The organism is Pseudarthrobacter sp. NIBRBAC000502770, assembly GCF_006517815.1.
GTDB lineage: Bacteria > Actinomycetota > Actinomycetes > Actinomycetales > Micrococcaceae > Arthrobacter > Arthrobacter niigatensis.
On record NZ_CP041198.1, the window covers coordinates 723,939 to 740,643 of the forward strand.

The 16,705-nt window shown below is 68.3% G+C and carries 12 protein-coding genes; 4 read left to right on the forward strand and 8 right to left on the reverse strand.

Annotated features, from left to right (window positions below; genetic code table 11):
• Window positions 1-140: 140 nt before the first annotated feature.
• Window positions 141-3,833, forward strand: coding sequence for a transcription-repair coupling factor (gene mfd / locus NIBR502770_RS03705; RefSeq protein WP_141161129.1), 3,693 nt, complete (start codon window positions 141-143; stop codon window positions 3,831-3,833).
• A gap of 6 nt (window positions 3,834-3,839) precedes the next feature.
• Window positions 3,840-4,652, forward strand: coding sequence for a metal-dependent hydrolase (locus NIBR502770_RS03710; RefSeq protein WP_141181064.1), 813 nt, complete (start codon window positions 3,840-3,842; stop codon window positions 4,650-4,652).
• Between the two features lie 81 nt (window positions 4,653-4,733).
• Here NIBR502770_RS03710 and NIBR502770_RS03715 read toward each other — a convergent pair whose 3' ends face one another.
• The 6 genes from NIBR502770_RS03715 to nirB form a co-directional block, all read right to left on the reverse strand.
• Window positions 4,734-4,997, reverse strand: a complete 264-nt coding sequence (locus NIBR502770_RS03715; protein WP_141161127.1) for a hypothetical protein — start codon at window positions 4,995-4,997, stop codon at window positions 4,734-4,736.
• Between the two features lie 52 nt (window positions 4,998-5,049).
• Entirely contained in the window at window positions 5,050-5,769 is a 720-nt protein-coding gene (gene deoC, locus NIBR502770_RS03720; protein WP_141181065.1) for a deoxyribose-phosphate aldolase, read from the reverse strand.
• Window positions 5,770-5,889: 120 nt separating this feature from the next.
• The gene (locus tag NIBR502770_RS03725) at window positions 5,890-6,756 is read right to left on the reverse strand and encodes an FAD-dependent oxidoreductase (protein ID WP_141161125.1); all 867 of its coding nucleotides are present in this window, start codon (window positions 6,754-6,756) and stop codon (window positions 5,890-5,892) included.
• A 203-nt stretch (window positions 6,757-6,959) separates the two neighbouring features.
• Window positions 6,960-8,108, reverse strand: coding sequence for a uroporphyrinogen-III synthase (locus NIBR502770_RS03730; protein ID WP_141161124.1), 1,149 nt, complete (start codon window positions 8,106-8,108; stop codon window positions 6,960-6,962).
• 14 nt (window positions 8,109-8,122) lie between these two features.
• Window positions 8,123-9,154, reverse strand: coding sequence for a uroporphyrinogen-III C-methyltransferase (cobA, locus tag NIBR502770_RS03735; RefSeq protein ID WP_141181066.1), 1,032 nt, complete (start codon window positions 9,152-9,154; stop codon window positions 8,123-8,125).
• 2 nt (window positions 9,155-9,156) lie between these two features.
• On the reverse strand, window positions 9,157-11,799 hold the full coding sequence (nirB, locus tag NIBR502770_RS03740) for a nitrite reductase large subunit NirB (protein ID WP_141181067.1): 2,643 nt from the start codon (window positions 11,797-11,799) through the stop codon (window positions 9,157-9,159).
• Between the two features lie 259 nt (window positions 11,800-12,058).
• Here nirB and nirD point away from each other — a divergent pair, with 259 nt between their 5' ends.
• Window positions 12,059-12,439, forward strand: coding sequence for a nitrite reductase small subunit NirD (nirD, locus tag NIBR502770_RS03745; RefSeq protein WP_141181068.1), 381 nt, complete (start codon window positions 12,059-12,061; stop codon window positions 12,437-12,439).
• Window positions 12,440-12,517: 78 nt separating this feature from the next.
• On the opposite strand, the gene NIBR502770_RS03750 is transcribed toward nirD, so the two are convergent.
• Window positions 12,518-14,266: a phospho-sugar mutase gene (locus tag NIBR502770_RS03750; RefSeq protein ID WP_210418909.1), complete on the reverse strand. Its 1,749-nt coding sequence runs from the start codon at window positions 14,264-14,266 to the stop codon at window positions 12,518-12,520.
• Between the two features lie 57 nt (window positions 14,267-14,323).
• Entirely contained in the window at window positions 14,324-15,142 is an 819-nt protein-coding gene (locus tag NIBR502770_RS03755) for a purine-nucleoside phosphorylase (RefSeq protein ID WP_141181070.1), read from the reverse strand.
• A 104-nt stretch (window positions 15,143-15,246) separates the two neighbouring features.
• Between NIBR502770_RS03755 and NIBR502770_RS03760 the strand changes: the two genes are divergently transcribed.
• Window positions 15,247-16,662, forward strand: a complete 1,416-nt coding sequence (locus tag NIBR502770_RS03760; RefSeq protein WP_141181071.1) for an NAD(P)H-quinone dehydrogenase — start codon at window positions 15,247-15,249, stop codon at window positions 16,660-16,662.
• Window positions 16,663-16,705 lie beyond the last annotated feature (43 nt).

Sequence of the window (16,705 nt, forward strand, 5' to 3'; positions counted from 1 at the left end):
TAGATCCATTCCCGCGCAGATGGTTCCGTGCCGGCAGGCCGTTCCCGCGCGGTAGGCTGGAAGCTCCCCGGGATTCGCAGCGAATTTCGGGTTTTCGCGTTGCCTGCTTGCTTTCGCTGAACACCACAGGAGCTTCTGCCATGAGTCTTCCCGGCCAGTCCGCCGCCGGCACATCCAGCACCGGAACGTCCGGCGCGGCCCCGTCGCTGGACGGGCTGCGCCGCGCTCTGGAACCGGACCAGACGTTCGCCCGTGTCGGGGCGGAGGCAGCGCGGGGCTTCGCCGTGCGCAGCCAGGACTACCAGGTCAGCGCCCCCGCCGGCCTGCGTCCGGTGCTGCTGGCGGAGATGGCGGACGGGCTCGCCGCCGCCGTGGCAGGACAGGCCGACGCCGCGGGGCCGGGCGTCGTGCTCGCTGTCACCGCCACGGGCCGTGAAGCGGAGGACCTGTCCGCAGCCCTGCGCGCCTACCTGCCCGCGGATTCGGTGGCCGAGTTTCCCAGCTGGGAGACCCTCCCGCACGAGCGCCTTTCCCCGCGTTCGGACACCGTGGGGCGCCGGCTGTCAGTGCTGCGCCGCCTGGCACATCCGGAAAGTTCGACGGCGGCCCGGCTGCGCGTCGTCGTCGCTCCCGTCCGCGCCGTGGTCCAGCCCGTGGTGGCCGGCCTGGGCGACCTGGTCCCCGTCACCCTCAAGGTGGGCCAGGATGTTCCGTTCACCAGCGTGGTGAAGAGCCTCGCCGACGCTGCCTACGCCCGGGTGGACATGGTGACGCACCGCGGCGAGTTCGCGGTCCGCGGTGGCATCATCGACGTCTTCCCGCCCACGGAGGACCACCCCATCCGGGTGGAGTTCTTCGGCGATGAAGTGGACCAGATGCGCTGGTTCGCCGTGGCCGACCAGCGCTCGCTGTCCGCCCCGGGCATCCACCACCCCACCGAACTGCACGCCCCGCCCTGCCGCGAAATTTTGATCACACCCTCCGTGATGTCCCGCGCCGCCACGCTGAAATCCCAGCTTCCAGCCGCCGCGGACATGCTGGAGAAGATCGCCGGCGGCATCGCGGTGGAAGGCATGGAGTCGCTGGCGCCGGTCCTGGTGGACGCGATGGTGCCGTTCGTGGACCAGCTGCCGGCCGATTCCATCGCCGTGGTGATTGAACCGGAGAAGGTGCGCACCCGAGCCCACGACCTCGCCGCCACCAACGAGGAATTCCTCGAGGCAGCCTGGTCCACCGCGTCCGACGGCGGGGCCGCACCTTTGGACCTCAGCTCCCAGGCCAGTGCGGCGCTTCATTCGGCGAGCTTCCGGTCGCTGGCCGAAACCCGCGGCTCGGCCCTGGCGCACGGCGTGTCCTGGTGGTCCATCACCTCACTGGCGCAGGATGCGGAACTGCTGCCGGAGATCGATGTCCTGAACCTGCACGCCCGTGAACCCCGCGGCTACCAGGGCGACGTTGCGGAGATGATGGACTTCATCGGATCGCACGTCCGGGACCAGTGGCGGATCGTGGTGGCCACTGAGGGCCCCGGGCCCGCGCAGCGCCTGGCGGAACTCTTCCACGAAAACGACATCCCCTGCGCACGCGTCGACCGCCTTGACCACGAGCCCCAGGCTGGCATCATCGAGGTGACCACCGCCGCCGTCGGACGTGGCTTTGTCCTGGACGGGCTCAAACTTGGCCTGCTCACCGAAGCCGACCTGCTCGGCCGGACCTCCGCCGGGTCCACCAAGGACATGCGCCGGATGCCCTCCAAGCGGCGCAACGCCGTAGACCCCCTGCAGCTGGTCGCGGGGGACCACGTGGTCCACGAACAGCACGGCATCGGCCGGTTCGTGGAACTCATCCAGCGCAAGGTGGCCGGCGGCGGCGACGGCGTGCGGGAATACCTGGTGCTGGAATACGCGCCCGCCAAACGCGGCGCGCCCGGCGACCGCCTGTTCGTCCCCACGGACCAGCTGGACCAGGTGACCCGCTATGTCGGCGGCGACACCCCGGTCCTGAGCAAGATGGGCGGCGCCGACTGGGCCAGCACCAAGTCCAAGGCCCGCAAAGCCGTCAAGGAGATCGCCGGTGAACTGATCCGGCTGTACTCAGCCCGCATGGCCTCCCGCGGCCACGCCTTCGGCCCCGACACCCCCTGGCAGCGCGAACTGGAGGAAGCCTTCCCCTACGTGGAAACTCCGGACCAGCTGACCACCATCAACGAGGTCAAGGCGGACATGGAACGGGAGATCCCCATGGACCGCCTGGTCTCCGGCGACGTAGGCTACGGCAAGACCGAGATCGCGGTGCGCGCTGCGTTCAAGGCCGTGCAGGACGGCAAGCAGGTGGCCGTGCTGGTGCCCACCACGCTGCTGGCCCAGCAGCACTACGAGACGTTCACCGAACGGTTCTCCGGCTTCCCCCTCCGCGTCAAGCCGCTGTCCCGGTTCCAGTCCGCGAAGGAGTCCAAGGAAACCGCCGAGGGCGTCAAGAGCGGCGCCGTGGACGTGGTGATCGGCACCCACCGGCTGCTCTCCAAGGACTTCGAATTCAAGGACCTTGGCCTGGTGATCGTGGACGAAGAACAGCGGTTCGGTGTGGAACACAAGGAAGCGCTGAAGAAGATGCGCACCAACGTGGACGTCCTGGCCATGAGCGCCACCCCGATTCCCCGCACCCTGGAGATGTCCCTGACCGGCATCCGGGAGACCTCCACCCTCGCCACCCCGCCGGAGGAACGGCACCCGGTGCTGACCTATGTGGGCCCGTACACGGACAAGCAGACCTCCGCCGCCATCCGCCGCGAACTGATGCGCGAGGGACAGGTGTTCTTCGTCCACAACCGGGTCTCCACGATTGAACGCACCGCCGCGAAGATCCGCGAACTGGTACCCGAAGCCAGGGTGGAGGTGGCGCACGGCAAGATGTCCGAGAGCCGGCTGGAACAGATCATCGTGGACTTCTGGGAGAAGCGCTTCGACGTCCTGGTCTGCACCACCATCATCGAGACCGGGCTGGACATCTCCAACGCCAACACCCTGATCGTGGACGGCGCGGACAAGTACGGCCTGTCCCAGCTCCACCAGCTCCGCGGCCGCGTGGGCCGCGGCCGTGAACGCGCCTACGCGTACTTCCTGTATCCGTCAGAGAAACCTTTGGGCGAGGTGGCGCTGGAACGGCTCAAGGCCGTGGCCGCGCACAACGAACTGGGCGCCGGCATGCAGCTGGCCATGAAGGACCTGGAAATCCGCGGTGCCGGCAACCTGCTGGGCGGGGAGCAGTCCGGCCACATCCAGGGGGTTGGCTTCGACCTGTACATCCGCCTGGTGGGCGAGGCCGTGGCGGACTTCCGCGGCGAAGCCGAAGAGAAGGCCGCGGAAATGAAGATCGAGCTGCCGGTCAACGCGCACCTGCCGCACGACTACGTTCCCGGTGAACGGCTGCGCCTGGAGGCGTACCGGAAGCTCGCCGCCGCCCTCACCAACGAGTCCATTGACGAGGTCCAGGCGGAGCTCGTGGACCGCTACGGCGAGTTGCCGCTGCCCGCGCAGAACCTGGTGGAAGTGGCACGGTTCCGTGTCGCCGCCCGCGAGGCTGGCCTCTCCGACGTGGCCCTGCAGGGCAACTTCATCAAGTTCTCCCCGGCATCGCTCCCGGAGTCCAGGACCATGCGGCTGAACCGGATGTATCCGGGGTCGCAGTCCAAGCCGGCCATGGACGCCATCCTCATTCCCAAGCCCAAGACGGCACGGATCGGCGGCAGGGACCTCCAGGACGCCGAGATCCTGGAATGGGCCAACGGCGTCATCCGGAACATCTTTTCCGACGCCCCGCTGGCGGTGGGTTAGCACTTGATGGGAGGACACCACGCCGCGTCGGGAGCCGCGGCGTGGGTAGCTGTTGCGTCCACCGGCCCTTACACCCTGGGCTGGTACCCGCTGGACCCCACGGGCATCCTTATCGGCGGCATGGCCACGGCCGGCACCGCGCTGGTGTGCGACTGGGACCACCGGTCCAGCACGGTGGCCCATTCGCTGCCGCCGCTGTCCAACGTGATCGCCCGGGGCAACGAGAACGCCAGCGGCGGCCACCGGCAGGGCACGCATTCCATCCTGGGTGCGGCGTTCTTCGTGTTCCTCGCCGGCCTGGCATCGCAGGTCCACCTGGACACCGGCTGGGGACGGCTGTCCATTGGGGCCGGGCTGCTGTGCATGTTCCTGATCAACATCGCAGGCAAGGCTCTGAAGCTCTTTCCCAAGAGCGGCTTCATCTCCAACTGGATCTTCGCCCTGGTCATGGCTGGCCTGGTCACGGCTTATGCACCAGAACAGTGGACCTGGCTGCCCACGTCCATGCTGATCGGGGTGGTGGTGCACATCGTCGGGGACCTCATCACCACCGGGGGAGTGCCGCTGCTGTGGCCGCTGGTGGTCCGGCCGCCGAAGATGCTGCGCCGGCTGCCCTTGTTGCGGAGTGTCTGGCGTGCCAACGGCGCGCTGTCCGTTCCACTGCTGGGCCGGGCGGGTTCCAAGCGGGAATGGCTGGTGTTGATCCCGGTGAGCGCCTACGCCATGGTGGGGATGTCCGTGGCCGGCTGGGCCATCGCCCAGCACCACTGGGGCCGGGTAGCGGCGGCCGCGGGGGCGTGGATCAAGCTTTGGTTCTAGCCGCCGGGACCAGGCCCCAGCAGATAAGGGAGGGACCCCGGACAGTGTCCGGGGTCCCTCCCTGTGCTGCGTCCAGGGTCTTTAGTGCTCGCCGGCGGAGTCCGAGCGGCCAAAGATGGTCTGCGGAAGCCAGAACGCCAGGGCGAAGAGGAGCAGGCACACGGCCATGGGCCACGGGTTGTCCAGGGTGAGGAAGGACAGCGAGTAGATGGCGCCGAGGAACAGGGCGAAGCAGACCACGAACAGGATCACGCTGGTGGCGAGGTTGTTTTCGTTCTGCGGGGTCCGGACGGTCTCCTTGTTGGACGCCGTGTCCCTGCTGGACGCGTTGATCTGGCTGGACATGTGTTCCTCCTCGGCCCCAAAGGGCATGATCTGTGGCGGCTTCCGGCCAAGGTCAGTAAGCGGCTGAACCCTGTTCACCCTTGACGATGGCAATACCGGAGCTGGCACCAATTCGTGTTGCACCTGCTGCAATCATAGCCTGAGCATCTGCCAGGGACCGTACGCCGCCGGAGGCCTTGACCCCCACGTCCGGGCCCACGGTCCGGCGCATCAGGGCCACATCCTCAACCGTCGCGCCCCCGCCGTTGAAGCCCGTTGAGGTCTTCACGAAGTCGGCGCCGGCCTCCACGGCCGCCTGGCACGCCAGTACCTTCTGCTCGTCGGTCAGGAGGGCTGTTTCGATAATGACTTTCAGGATGGCGCCGCCCGCGTGGACCGTCTCGGCCACCGCGGCGATGTCCTCGACGAGGGCGCCCTTGTCACCGGCCCGCGCGGCAGCGATGTTGATCACCATGTCCACCTCCGCCGCGCCGTCCAGGACCGCGCCGCGGGCTTCGAATGACTTCACATCCGTGGGTGTGGCCCCCAGGGGGAAGCCCACCACGGAACAGGTGAGGACGCCTGAACCCCGAAGTGCCGTGGTGACCGTCTTGACCCAGACCGGATTGACGCAGACCGACTTGAAGCCATATTCGGCGGCTTCCGCGCAAACCTTCAGCACATCGGCTTCAGAGGCTTCGGGCTTGAGCAGCGTGTGGTCGATGTAGGAGGCGATGCCCGCGGGCCGGCCCGGATCGGCGGTGCCTGCGTGAACGGTGGCTTCGTTGCTCATGATGGTCCTCTCGGAGGGCCTTGTGGGCCCGGCGTTGACTCGGTTTCGGGAACCATCTTGTCACAGCGGGCCGCGCCGCAGCAGGCCCCACGCAGGAGGCCCGCAGGCGGGCATGGGCGCTCAGGCCGCCTGCAGGGCCGGGGCCTCCGCCGCGGCACTCAACAACTGGGTGGCGCAGGCACCTGCCGCCGAAGCCGCCGCTACCAGCAGCCCCAGCCGCACGCCGTCGAACGCTGCCGCGTCCCCAATCGCCCAGATCCCCTGGACGGACGTGCGGTAGTCCCGGCTGATCACGATGCCGCCCCCGGGTGCAGTCTGCAGCCCCGCGCTGGCGGCCAGGCCGTCGCGGGACACCCGCTCCTCCGCCATCACCACCAGGTCGCCGGTCATGCTGCTGCCATCCTCGAAGACGACGGCGGACGCGGCCTGCCGGGCGGATGTGCCGGACACAACGGCGGGGATGATGGCGGCGGGGCGGGCAGTGGTGCGAATGGGCCGCACGCCTTTGGCGCGCAGCACGGCTTCGGCCTGCCCGGCTGCCGCGCCGGTGCCCACCAGGATTCCCACCGGACGCCGTCCCAGCTCCCGGGCCACCTTTTGCACACCCTTCGCGACCCGCGGTGCGTCGTCGATGGTGGCATAGTTCAGGCATTGCGCGGCACCGTCCACCGGGCCTGCCACCGGGGCCGATCCGGTAGCGATGACCAGGTGGTCGTAGGCGAACTCCATGCCGTCGGCAGTGGCTACGGTGCGGTTGGCAGGGTCGATGTGGCTGGCAGGCTGGCCAAACCGCACGGACACCTGGGGCAGCATGGCAAGCTCCAGCAGCTCTTCGGGGGTGTCATCGCGGTTGCTCAGCACGGTGACGGTCCCGGTGAACCGGGCGCGGTCCAGCTGCGCTACAAGGGCCTGGGCCGCGGGGCCGGCACCCGCAATGACAATGCGGGTTGCGGTGGAGGTGGACGTTGAGGATGCCGGAGCGGACATGTGCTGGCCCTTTCGCTGGCGGCCGGTAAGCGGCCGGAACTTCGTGATGGAACACAGCGTAGGCCCGCGTCTTTTCCGGGGTGTTTCCCCGCAGTTGCTGTTCAGCGGGCCCGTGTTCGCCAGTATTTACCGGCCGGTAACAGAACCCGTGACGCATCTCTCATTCATCAGCCCGCCGACACAAAAGCCCTGGCCCCGGTCACCTAGACCCGGATCCGGTACCCGCGCTTCACCACGGTTTCAATCAGCTTGCCGTCCGGCAGCGAGGACCGCAGGCGGCTCACGGTCATGTCCAGGGCGTGCACCGAGCCGCGCAGCTCCAGCAGGTCGGACAGCGATTCGCGGGACAGGACCGCGCCGCCCGCGCCCAGCAGTGCACGCAGGAGCAGCAGGGGAGCGGGCGCCAGTTCCACCTGCTGGCCGTCGATGCGCAGGCTGCGTCCCCGCAGTTCGATGCTTCCGGAGCGGGTATCCAGCCGCCGGACGTGGTTCAGCGCCAGGTGCTCGCACACCAGCCGGATCAGCGCACCCATCCGGAAGCGCTCCGGGATCAGCGGCGTTATGCCCGCGTCCAGCAGGGGCTGGGCCGTGACGGGACCCACCACGGCCGTGGTGACATTCAGTTTCAGGCTCTCCACCAGCTGCTTGTAGAGCCCCATCTCATGGGCCGTGCTCCACATGGCGTCCACGGCGGGGGCGCTGGTGAAGGTCAGGACGTCCAGGTTCCCGGTGCAGGCGGCGTCGATGAGCCGCGGAAGCCGGTCCTCGCCGTCGGGCTTGACCCAGCGGTAGGGCGTGACGGTCAGGACGGTGGCGCCGGACATCCGCAGCCGTTCGATCTGGCGGACGTCGGTGTAGCCATGCAACTGCATGGCCACAGTCTTGCCCCGGACGCCTTCAGCCAGGAGCATGTCCACCAGGGTTGAGGTGGTTTCGTCGCTGCTGATCCCGACGTCGGCAAGGCCGGCAGCGCGCACCGCACCGCGGGCCTTTGGTCCACGGACGAACATGCGGCAGCTGCCCAGCGTTTCCAGCAGTTCGTCGCCAATTCCGAAGGAATCCGCGGCCTCGCACCAGCGGCGCATGCCATACGCCGTGGTCGCGATGCAGAGATCGGGCTTGGCGGCGATGATGGCCCGCGTGTCCTCGATGAGGCGCATGTCCTCCTGGACCGGGGCGATCTTCAGCGCAGGGGCGTGCAGCACTTCGGCGCCGCGCCGCTCCAGGGCTTCGATGAGGTCGCGGGAGCGCCGGTCCGAGGTGACGCCGATGCGGAATCCCTCCAGCGGCGACTCCGCGGCGTCAGTGGCTTCTTCAGCCTGCGTGGGTTCGGCCGGTGCAAGTGCAGTCATGGGGGTCAATCCTTTCATGATCCCAGCAGCGAGGCTGCCAGCCTGTCCAGGTCGGCTGCCGCACCGGCGTGCTGCCGGTTGGCTTCCGCCACCCGCACCACTTCGCCGATGACCAGTACGGCCGGGTTGCTGCAGCCGGCCGCGGCCGAGGTGATGGTGCCGAGGTCTGCGATGGTGGTGCGCTGGCCCGGCCGGTACCCGCGTTCCACCACGGCCATGGGCATGTCCGGGCGCATGCCGGCGCGGCGCAGCCCTGCCGCAAGCTGGTGGAGGGTGCCAATGCCCATCAGCACCACGATGGTGCCGCCCAGCCCGGCAAGGTGGTGGTGCTCCTCTTCGGTAAGCGGTGCATGCCCGGAAACCACAGTGAAAATGTGGCTGACTTCCCGGTGGGTGACCGGGATGCCGGCCGCGGCCGGGACGGAGATGGCGCTGGTAACGCCGGACACCACGTGCACTTTGACGCCGGCGGCCACGCACGCGGCAACTTCCTCTCCGCCCCGGCCGAAGACGTACGGGTCCCCGCCCTTGAGGCGCACCACGTTGTTGCCGGCCAGGGCGCTTTCGACCATCAGTTTTTCGATGTCCGACTGGCTGACTTTGTGGTGCCCGGGCTTCTTTCCGACGTCCACGAGTTCGCCGGAGGTCAGCAGCGGCAGTTCCTGGTACGGGGCCAGCCGGTCGTAGAAGACGACGTCGGCATCGCGGAGTGCCTTGACCGCAGCCACGGTGAGCAGGTCACCGGTGCCGGGGCCGCCGCCCACCAGGGTGACGTGGCCGGCCGGGCCGGCGGCGGGCTCGGCAGCGACCGGGATGCCGGCGTGCCGGCAGCGGTCCAGGAAGGCGTCCCAGCCGTGCTGTCCGTCCTCGACGGCGGCGACCAGGAACAGCCGCTCCGGCACGTGGAGGAGCCGCGCCTCGGCGGGGCTTCCAAGACGGTGGACGACGGCGCCCGCGGCTTCGTACCGGCGTACCGCCTGCCGCGCGGCATCAGGGGCGCCGGCCACCAGGACGGTCCGGCCGGTGAGGTCGATACTGAGCTGCATGGTTATGCCTCGTTTCCAGGGGTGTCCGTGGTGGCGGAGCGGACCGGGATGGAAGCACCGATCAGGACCTTGCCTTTTTCCTCCGGGGTGGCGGGGCGCATCTGGCCGCGCTCATCCGGGACGAAGGTGATGGAGTCGTCCTTTTGGTCGGGTGCGTTGACGAAGGAACGGAACCGGCGCAGGCGTTCGGGGTCCTTGAGGGTGTCGGCCCATTCATCCACGTACGTGTCCACGTGCTTGGCCATCGCGGCTTCCAGGTCCTCGGCGATGCCCAGGGTGTCCTTCACCACCACGTCCTCGACGTGCTTGATGCCGCCGTCGAGCTCTTCCTGCCAGCGGGCCGTGCGCTGCAGGCGGTCGGCCGTGCGGATGTAGTACATGAAGTAGCGGTCGATGTACTTGATCAGGGTTTCGTCGTCCAGGTCCTTGGCCAGCAGCTGGGCGTGGGCGGGGGTGGCCCCGCCGTTGCCGCCGACGTAGAGGTTCCAGCCGTCGGCGGTGGCGATGACGCCCACGTCCTTGCCGCGGGCCTCGGCGCATTCGCGGGCGCAGCCGGAGACGCCCATCTTGAGCTTGTGCGGGCTCCGCAGGCCGCGGTAGCGCAGCTCCAGCTGGATGGCCATGGCCACCGAGTCCTGGACACCGAACCGGCACCAGGTGGAGCCGACGCAGGACTTCACGGTGCGCAGGCTCTTGCCGTAGGCCTGGCCGGATTCAAAACCGGCGTCCACCAGTTCCTTCCAGATCTCCGGGAGCTGTTCCAGCCGGGCGCCGAACATGTCGATCCGCTGGCCGCCGGTGATCTTGGTGTACAGGTTGTATTTTTCGGCGACGGCGGCGATGACGCCGAGCTTCTTCGGAGTGATCTCGCCGCCCGCGATGCGGGGGACCACCGAGTAGGTGCCGTCCTTCTGCATGTTGGCCAGGGCGCGGTCGTTGGTGTCCTGCAGCGTGCCGCGGCCGGCGTCCAGGACGTAGGCGCTGTTCTGGCTGGCCAGGATGTTGGCGATGGTGGGCTTGCAGATGTCGCAGCCCGCGCCGGTGCCGTACTTGGCCATGATCTCCTCGAAGGAGGTCAGCTCCAGGACGCGGATGGCATCGAACAGCTCCTGCCGGGACAGTTCAATGTGCTCGCACAGGGCCTTGGAGACCTCGACGCCGGACTTGGTCAGCTCGGTTTCCAGCAGCTTCTTCAGCATCGGCACACAGGAGCCGCACTGGGTGCCGGCGCGGGTGCAGCCCTTCAGCTCACCGAGTTCCTGGACGGGGGCATTGCCCTCGCAGGCGCCGCAGCCGTTGATGGCGTCGCGGATCGTCCCCGCGGTGACGTTGTTGCAGGAGCACAGGGTGGCGTCGTCGGGAAGCTCGGTTTCGGGAGCCTCGCCGCCGCCCGCCGCGGAGAGGAAGGCGCCGGGCTCGGCCGGAAGTTCGCGGCCCAGGAGCGGGCGCAGGCTCATGTACGGCGAGGCGTCGCCGACGAAGATGCCCCCCAGGAGGGTTTTGGCGTCATCGGTGGTGACGATCTTCTGGTAGACCCCGCGGGCGGGGTCGGCGTAGACGATTTCCAGGGCGCGTTCGGTCCGGGCGAAGGCGTCGCCGAAGCTGGCAACGTCCACGCCGGAGAGCTTGAGTTTGGTGGCGGTGTCGAAGCCGGGGAACGTGGCGTCGCCGCCGTGGAGCCGGTCGGCCACGATCTCGGCCATGGTGTTCGCGGGGGCCACCAGGCCAAGGCACATGCCGCCGAAGTTGGCCACCTCGCCTATGGCCCAGATGCCCGGTACTTCGGTGGCGCAGAAATCGTTGATGACCACCCCGCCGCGGGGGCCCAGGCTGAAGAGCTGGTCTTCGCCCTCAGCGGCGCGGAAGAGTTCGTCGCGGGGTTTGACGCCGACGGCGACAATCACCAGGTCTGCCGGGATGACGCGCTCGTCAGCCATCAGGACTCCGGTGACCTGGCCGTCGTCGTCCGTCAGAATTTCGGACGGGAACACGCCGCCGTGGACTTCGAAGCCCTTGGCCGCGATGAGCCGGCCCAGGGCCTGGCCGGCGCCCTCGTCCAGCTGCGTGTTCATGAGCCAGGGCGCACCGTTGATGACCACGGGGGTGGCGCCGAGCTGCTCGGTGCCGGCGGCCGACTCGAGGCCCAGGAGCCCGCCGCCGATGGTCACCGCGTTGATCTTGCGGCCGAGTTTTGCCGTCAGTTCGGCAATGGCCTTGTTGATGGCCCACACGTCCTCGAGCGTCCGGTACACGTGGGCGTGCTCACCGCCGGGGATGGGCAGGCGCACAGCGTCCGAGCCCGTGGCCACCACCAGTTCGTCATATTCGTACGTGTTGCCGGCGGCCGTCTCCACGGTCCTGGCGTCGGTGTTGACCTTCACGACGCGCTCGCCGGTCTTCAGGGCCAATGACCCGTGGTCCCACATGGAAGCGGTACCCAGGGTCAGGTCCACGCCGGCATCGGTGAGGGCCTTGGAAAGTGCCACCCGGTCGTAGGGGAGGTGCGCTTCCTCGGTGAGGACCGTGACATGCCAGCCGTCGAGGCCGCGGGCATGCATGGCGTCCGCAAAACGGTGGGCCGCGGGGCCGCCGCCGGCGACGACGATGCGGCGCGGTGTCTCTGTGCTTGAAGTCTGTTCGGTCACTGTGGGCCTTTCGCATGGGCCGCAGACGGTGCTCTGCAGCTTGTGCCTCCAGCCTAGGAAGGGGCAGTTTCGCCTCAGTTTCCCAATTGTTTCGTCAACTTAACTTCTGCATCACGAACGCATTTCCGCCCGCGTTAGGTCTCTTTTACGCGCCGGACACATTCACCGCACCCCTTTGAAACACCCGGACCATAGCGTGGGACACGGCCGCAAAAGCTGCCAATGCAAGGGACAACAGGCACAGGGAAAGGAGCCGGACATGACGGCAACACTTGAACTTGGGGCGCTCGCCGCCGAATCAGACACCGCCGGGTTCGGGACCGGCTGGCACCGTGTCTGCATGGTGGATGACCTCGAACCGGCATGGGGTGAGGCAGCGCTGGTGGCAGGCCGCCAGGTGGCGCTCTTCCGCACCGGCCCCAGCGAAGTCTTCGCCGTGGCGCACCAGGACCCGGCCACGGGAGCCCACGTCATGGCCCGCGGCATCCTCGGTTCCAAGGGGAACCGCCCCACCATCTCCTCACCGTTGCACAAGGAGGTCTATGACCTCGAAACCGGTGAATGCTTCACCGCCCCGGGCCTGCGGCTGGCAGCCTTCGGCACCCGCGTCAGGGACGGCGTCGTCGAGGTGCAGCTCTGACGCCGGGGGACCCATAGAAACAAAAGAGCAGGTGCCGGGCGTGCAGGAAGCCCGGCACCCTCTGGTGGCTGGGGCCGGCTACAGGCCCAGTGCCTCGCTGACGTCGTGGCGGACCTCATCCAGCGACGCGCGTGCCGCCTGGCGTGCCGCCGGGAGCTCCGCCGCGGAACCCACCTGGTGGATGACCTCCAGGTAGCACTTGAGCTTCGGTTCGGTGCCGCTGGGCCGGATGATCACGCGGGTCAGGTTCCGGGTGATGTAGAGCAGGCCCTCGGTGGGCGGCAGCTGCGCGCTGCCTTCGGCCAGGTCCGTGAAGACCTCCACGGCCGACTGCCCGAACGACTCCGGCGGGGAAACCCGCAGGCGGTTCATCATGGCGTCCAGCAGTCCCAGGTCGGCGACCCTGATGCTGAGCTGGTCGCTGGCGTGCAGGCCGTGCTGGAGGTACAGCTCGTCCAGGGTGTCGAAGACCGTCTTGCCTGCGGCTTTGGCGGTGGCTGCGAGTTCGGCAATCAGGACTGCGGCGGAAATGCCGTCCTTGTCCTTGACCTGCTCCGGCGCCACACAGTAGCCCAGCGCCTCCTCATAGCCGTAGACCAGCCCGGGGACCCGGGAAATCCACTTGAATCCGGTCAAAGTCTCCTCGTGGGCCAGCCCGGCCGCCGCGGCGATCCGTGCCAGCAGGCGCGAGGAAACAATCGAATTGGCGAACACGCCGCGGCCGTCCGTCTCCACTGCGGTGTCACCGTCGGCGAGCCGGGCCACCATGTGGGCGCCCAGCAGGGAGCCTACTTCGTCGCCCCGGAGCATGCGCCACGCCCCGGTATCGGGGTCCTTTGCCGCCACGGCAGCCCGGTCCGCGTCGGGGTCGTTGGCGATGACGAGGTCGGCGTCCAGCCGTTCCGCTGCTTCCAGGGCAAGGTCCAGTGCTCCGGGTTCCTCCGGGTTGGGGAAGCTGACCGTGGGGAAATCGGGGTCCGGGTCGGCCTGTTCGGCCACCACGGTGACGTCCGTGAAACCTGCCGCCTTCAGGACTTCCTGCGCTGTTCCGCCGCCCACGCCGTGAAGCGGTGTCAGGACAATCCGGAGGTCCCGTGCCGGAAAGCGGCCGGGCATGGCGAGTGCCGCCGTCGACCGCTGGTAGTTGGCGGCGAGCGAACTGTCCAGGACAGTCCAGCCATCTGCTGCCAGCGCGATGGAGTCCAGGGTCCCCACGGCGCTGATGCGCGCGGCGATTTCGGCGTCGTACGGTGCCACGATCTGGGCGCCGTCGCCATCTGCCGGCACGGCGTGCCGCCCCAAGTACACCTTGTACCCGTTGTCCTGCGGAGGATTGTGGCTGGCCGTGACCATGACGCCGCCGTCGCAGTCCAGGGCGCGGACGGCATAGGCCAGCAGGGGAGTGGGGAGGGCTGCCGGCAGCATGAACGTCTCGACGCCGGCAGCGGTGAAGATCGCGGCGGTTTCGACCGCAAAGATGTCCGAGTTGTGGCGGGCGTCATAGCCGACGACGGCGCGCGGCCGGGTGCCCGCGGCAGCCTTGGCTACCGCGTCCACCAGGAACGCCGCGAGTCCGGCAGCTGCGCGGCGGACCACCACCCGGTTCATCCGGTTCGGCCCGGGGCCCAGCGCGGCCCGCAGTCCCGCGGTGCCGAACTGCAGTGTGCCGCGGAAGCTGTCTTCCAGTTCCTGCCGGGCCGCCGGGTCGCCGTCCTCCGCAAGGCGGACCAGCTCGAGGAGCGATGCCTTCGTTGCGGGGTCCGGGTCCTGGGCAGCCCATTCGCGGGCTTCGGCGAGCAGGCGAAGTTCGGCATCGGAAGACGTCATGGGCATAACGCTATCGTCATTGCCCGCCCACGTGGCGCACCCCGGGCGGCTGGCCCGCTAGAGCCGGGCGATGATGCCGGCCAGCAGCCTGGAAATGCGCGGGCCCGCCGCCTGGCCGGACTCGATGACTTCCTGGTGGCTGAGCGGCTGGGGGCTGATGCCTGCCGCAAGGTTGGTGACCAGTGAAATGCCGAACACTTCCATGCCGGCATGACGCCCCGCGATGGCCTCCAGCGCCGTCGACATCCCGATCAGGTCCGCGCCGATCCGCTTGGCGTACTGCACCTCGGCAGGGGTTTCGTAGTGGGGGCCGGGGAACTGTGCGTAGACGCCCTCGTCCAGGGTGGGGTCCACTTCCCGGGCCAGCCCGCGGATCCTGGGCGAATAGAGGTCTGTCAGGTCCACGAAGGTGGCGCCTTCCAGCGGTGAGGCGGCGGTGAGGTTGATGTGGTCCCGGATCAGGACCGGCGTGCCGGGGGTCCAGTCCTCGTTGAGGCCGCCGCAGCCGTTGGTCAGGACCAGGGTGTTGCACCCGGCGGCGGCTGCGGTGCGGATACCGTGCACCACGGCGCGGACGCCCTTGCCCTCGTAGTAGTGCGTGCGGGCGCCCAGGACCAGTGCCCGTTTTCCTTCCTTGGTCAGGATGGAACGGATGGTGCCCACATGGCCCTCCACGGCCGGGGCGTGGAAGCCGGGGACTTCCTCTGCTGACAGGGTGGCGGTTGTCTCGCCGATCAGGTCGGCGGCTTCGCCCCACCCGGAGCCAAGGACCAGGGCGGTGTCGTGGCGGTCCACGCCCGTTTCTTCCGCGATGTAGTCCGCGGCGGCGCGGGCGGCGGCGAACGGGTCGGTGTTCAGGAAGTCTGTTGTACTCACCAGTACAAGTTATCCTGCCGCCCCTGTTGCCCCGGTCACGGCAGGCCCGGAAAGCACCTTGATTTCTTGGTGGTCGGGCCGTCAATGGGAGAGAATGGATGACTGTGACTACGCATCCAGATTTCAGTTCCCCCCGGATCGCAATCCTGGGAGGTGGTCCCGGCGGATACGAAGCTGCCATGGTGGCCGCCTCGCTGGGGGCAACGGTCACCGTGATCGAGCGTGCCGGGCTCGGCGGATCCGCGGTGCTGACCGACGTAGTCCCCTCCAAGACCCTCATTGCCACGGCTGACCTGATGACCCGGGTTGCAGAGGCCGGCGAGCTGGGAGTGAAGTTCGACGTCGACGGCGGCGACTTCGTCCCGGTGATGCACGCCGACCTCAAGCACATCAACCACCGCCTCCTGAACCTCGCCCGCAACCAGTCCCGGGATATCCGCGACGGCCTGGAGAAGCAGGGCGTGCGGATCATCGAAGGCTCAGGACGGCTCCTTGACAGCCACCGGATCGAGGTCCTGACCGCTGACGGCTCCGAGACCGTCGAGGCCGACACCATCCTGCTGGCCGTCGGTGCGCACCCCCGCGAGCTGGAAACGGCACGTCCGGACGGTGAACGGATCCTGAACTGGACCCAGATTTACAACCTTGACGAGCTGCCCGAGGAGCTCATCGTGGTGGGGTCCGGCGTCACCGGCGCTGAATTCGCATCCGCTTACAACGGCCTGGGCTCCAAGGTCACGCTGGTTTCCAGCCGCGACCGCGTGCTGCCCGGCTCGGACGTCGACGCCGCCGTCGTCCTGGAGGAAGTCTTCGAACGCCGCGGTGTGCGGGTCCTGTCCCGCTCCCGTGCCCAAACCGTGGAACGCACGGACGACGGCGTGGTGGTCACCCTCTCCGACGGCACCAAGGTGACGGGCAGCCACTGCCTCCTGTGCCTTGGCTCCATCCCCAACACCGCGGGGATCGGCCTGGAGAAGGCGGGCGTGGCCGTCAGCGAAAGCGGCCACATTAAGGTCGACGGCGTCTCCCGCACCACGGCCCCGAACGTCTACGCCGCCGGTGACTGCACCGGGGTCCTGCCGCTCGCCTCGGTTGCTGCCATGCAGGGACGCATCGCGGTGGCACACTTCATGGGCGACGGCGTCACCCCGCTCAAGCTCCACCAGGTGGCCTCCAATATCTTCACGTCACCGGAAATCGCGAACGTGGGCGTCTCCGAGGCCGAGATCGAGTCCGGTAAGTACCAGGCCGACGTCATCAAGCTCTCCCTGCGCAGCAACGCCCGCGCCAAGATGCGCAACGCCAAGGACGGGTTCGTGAAGATCTTCGCGCGGAAGGGTTCGGGCACTGTCATTGGCGGCGTGGTGGTGGGCCCCAACGCCTCGGAGCTGATCTTCCCCATCTCCATTGCCGTCAAGCAGAAGCTGCACGTGGACGACGTCGCAAGTACGTTCACGGTGTACCCGTCGCTCACCGGATCCATCTCCGAGGCAGCCCGCCGCCTGCACGTCCACATGTAAGGGCCGAAGGGCCCGCATTCGGTGCGCGTTCCGTTGTTACACT

Bases quoted from the DNA above. Each gene is read 5' to 3' on its own strand.
- deoC (WP_141181065.1), bottom strand. From the start codon at position 5,769: ATGAGCAACGAAGCCACCGTTCACGCAGGCACCGCCGATCCGGGCCGG.
- NIBR502770_RS03750 (WP_210418909.1), bottom strand. From the start codon at position 14,266: ATGACGTCTTCCGATGCCGAACTTCGCCTGCTCGCCGAAGCCCGCGAA.
- cobA (WP_141181066.1), bottom strand. From the start codon at position 9,154: ATGCAGCTCAGTATCGACCTCACCGGCCGGACCGTCCTGGTGGCCGGC.
- nirD (WP_141181068.1), top strand. From the start codon at position 12,059: ATGACGGCAACACTTGAACTTGGGGCGCTCGCCGCCGAATCAGACACC.
- NIBR502770_RS03725 (WP_141161125.1), bottom strand. From the start codon at position 6,756: ATGTCCGCTCCGGCATCCTCAACGTCCACCTCCACCGCAACCCGCATT.
- NIBR502770_RS03730 (WP_141161124.1), bottom strand. From the start codon at position 8,108: ATGACTGCACTTGCACCGGCCGAACCCACGCAGGCTGAAGAAGCCACT.
- NIBR502770_RS03710 (WP_141181064.1), top strand. From the start codon at position 3,840: ATGGGAGGACACCACGCCGCGTCGGGAGCCGCGGCGTGGGTAGCTGTT.
- NIBR502770_RS03715 (WP_141161127.1), bottom strand. From the start codon at position 4,997: ATGTCCAGCCAGATCAACGCGTCCAGCAGGGACACGGCGTCCAACAAG.
- mfd (WP_141161129.1), top strand. From the start codon at position 141: ATGAGTCTTCCCGGCCAGTCCGCCGCCGGCACATCCAGCACCGGAACG.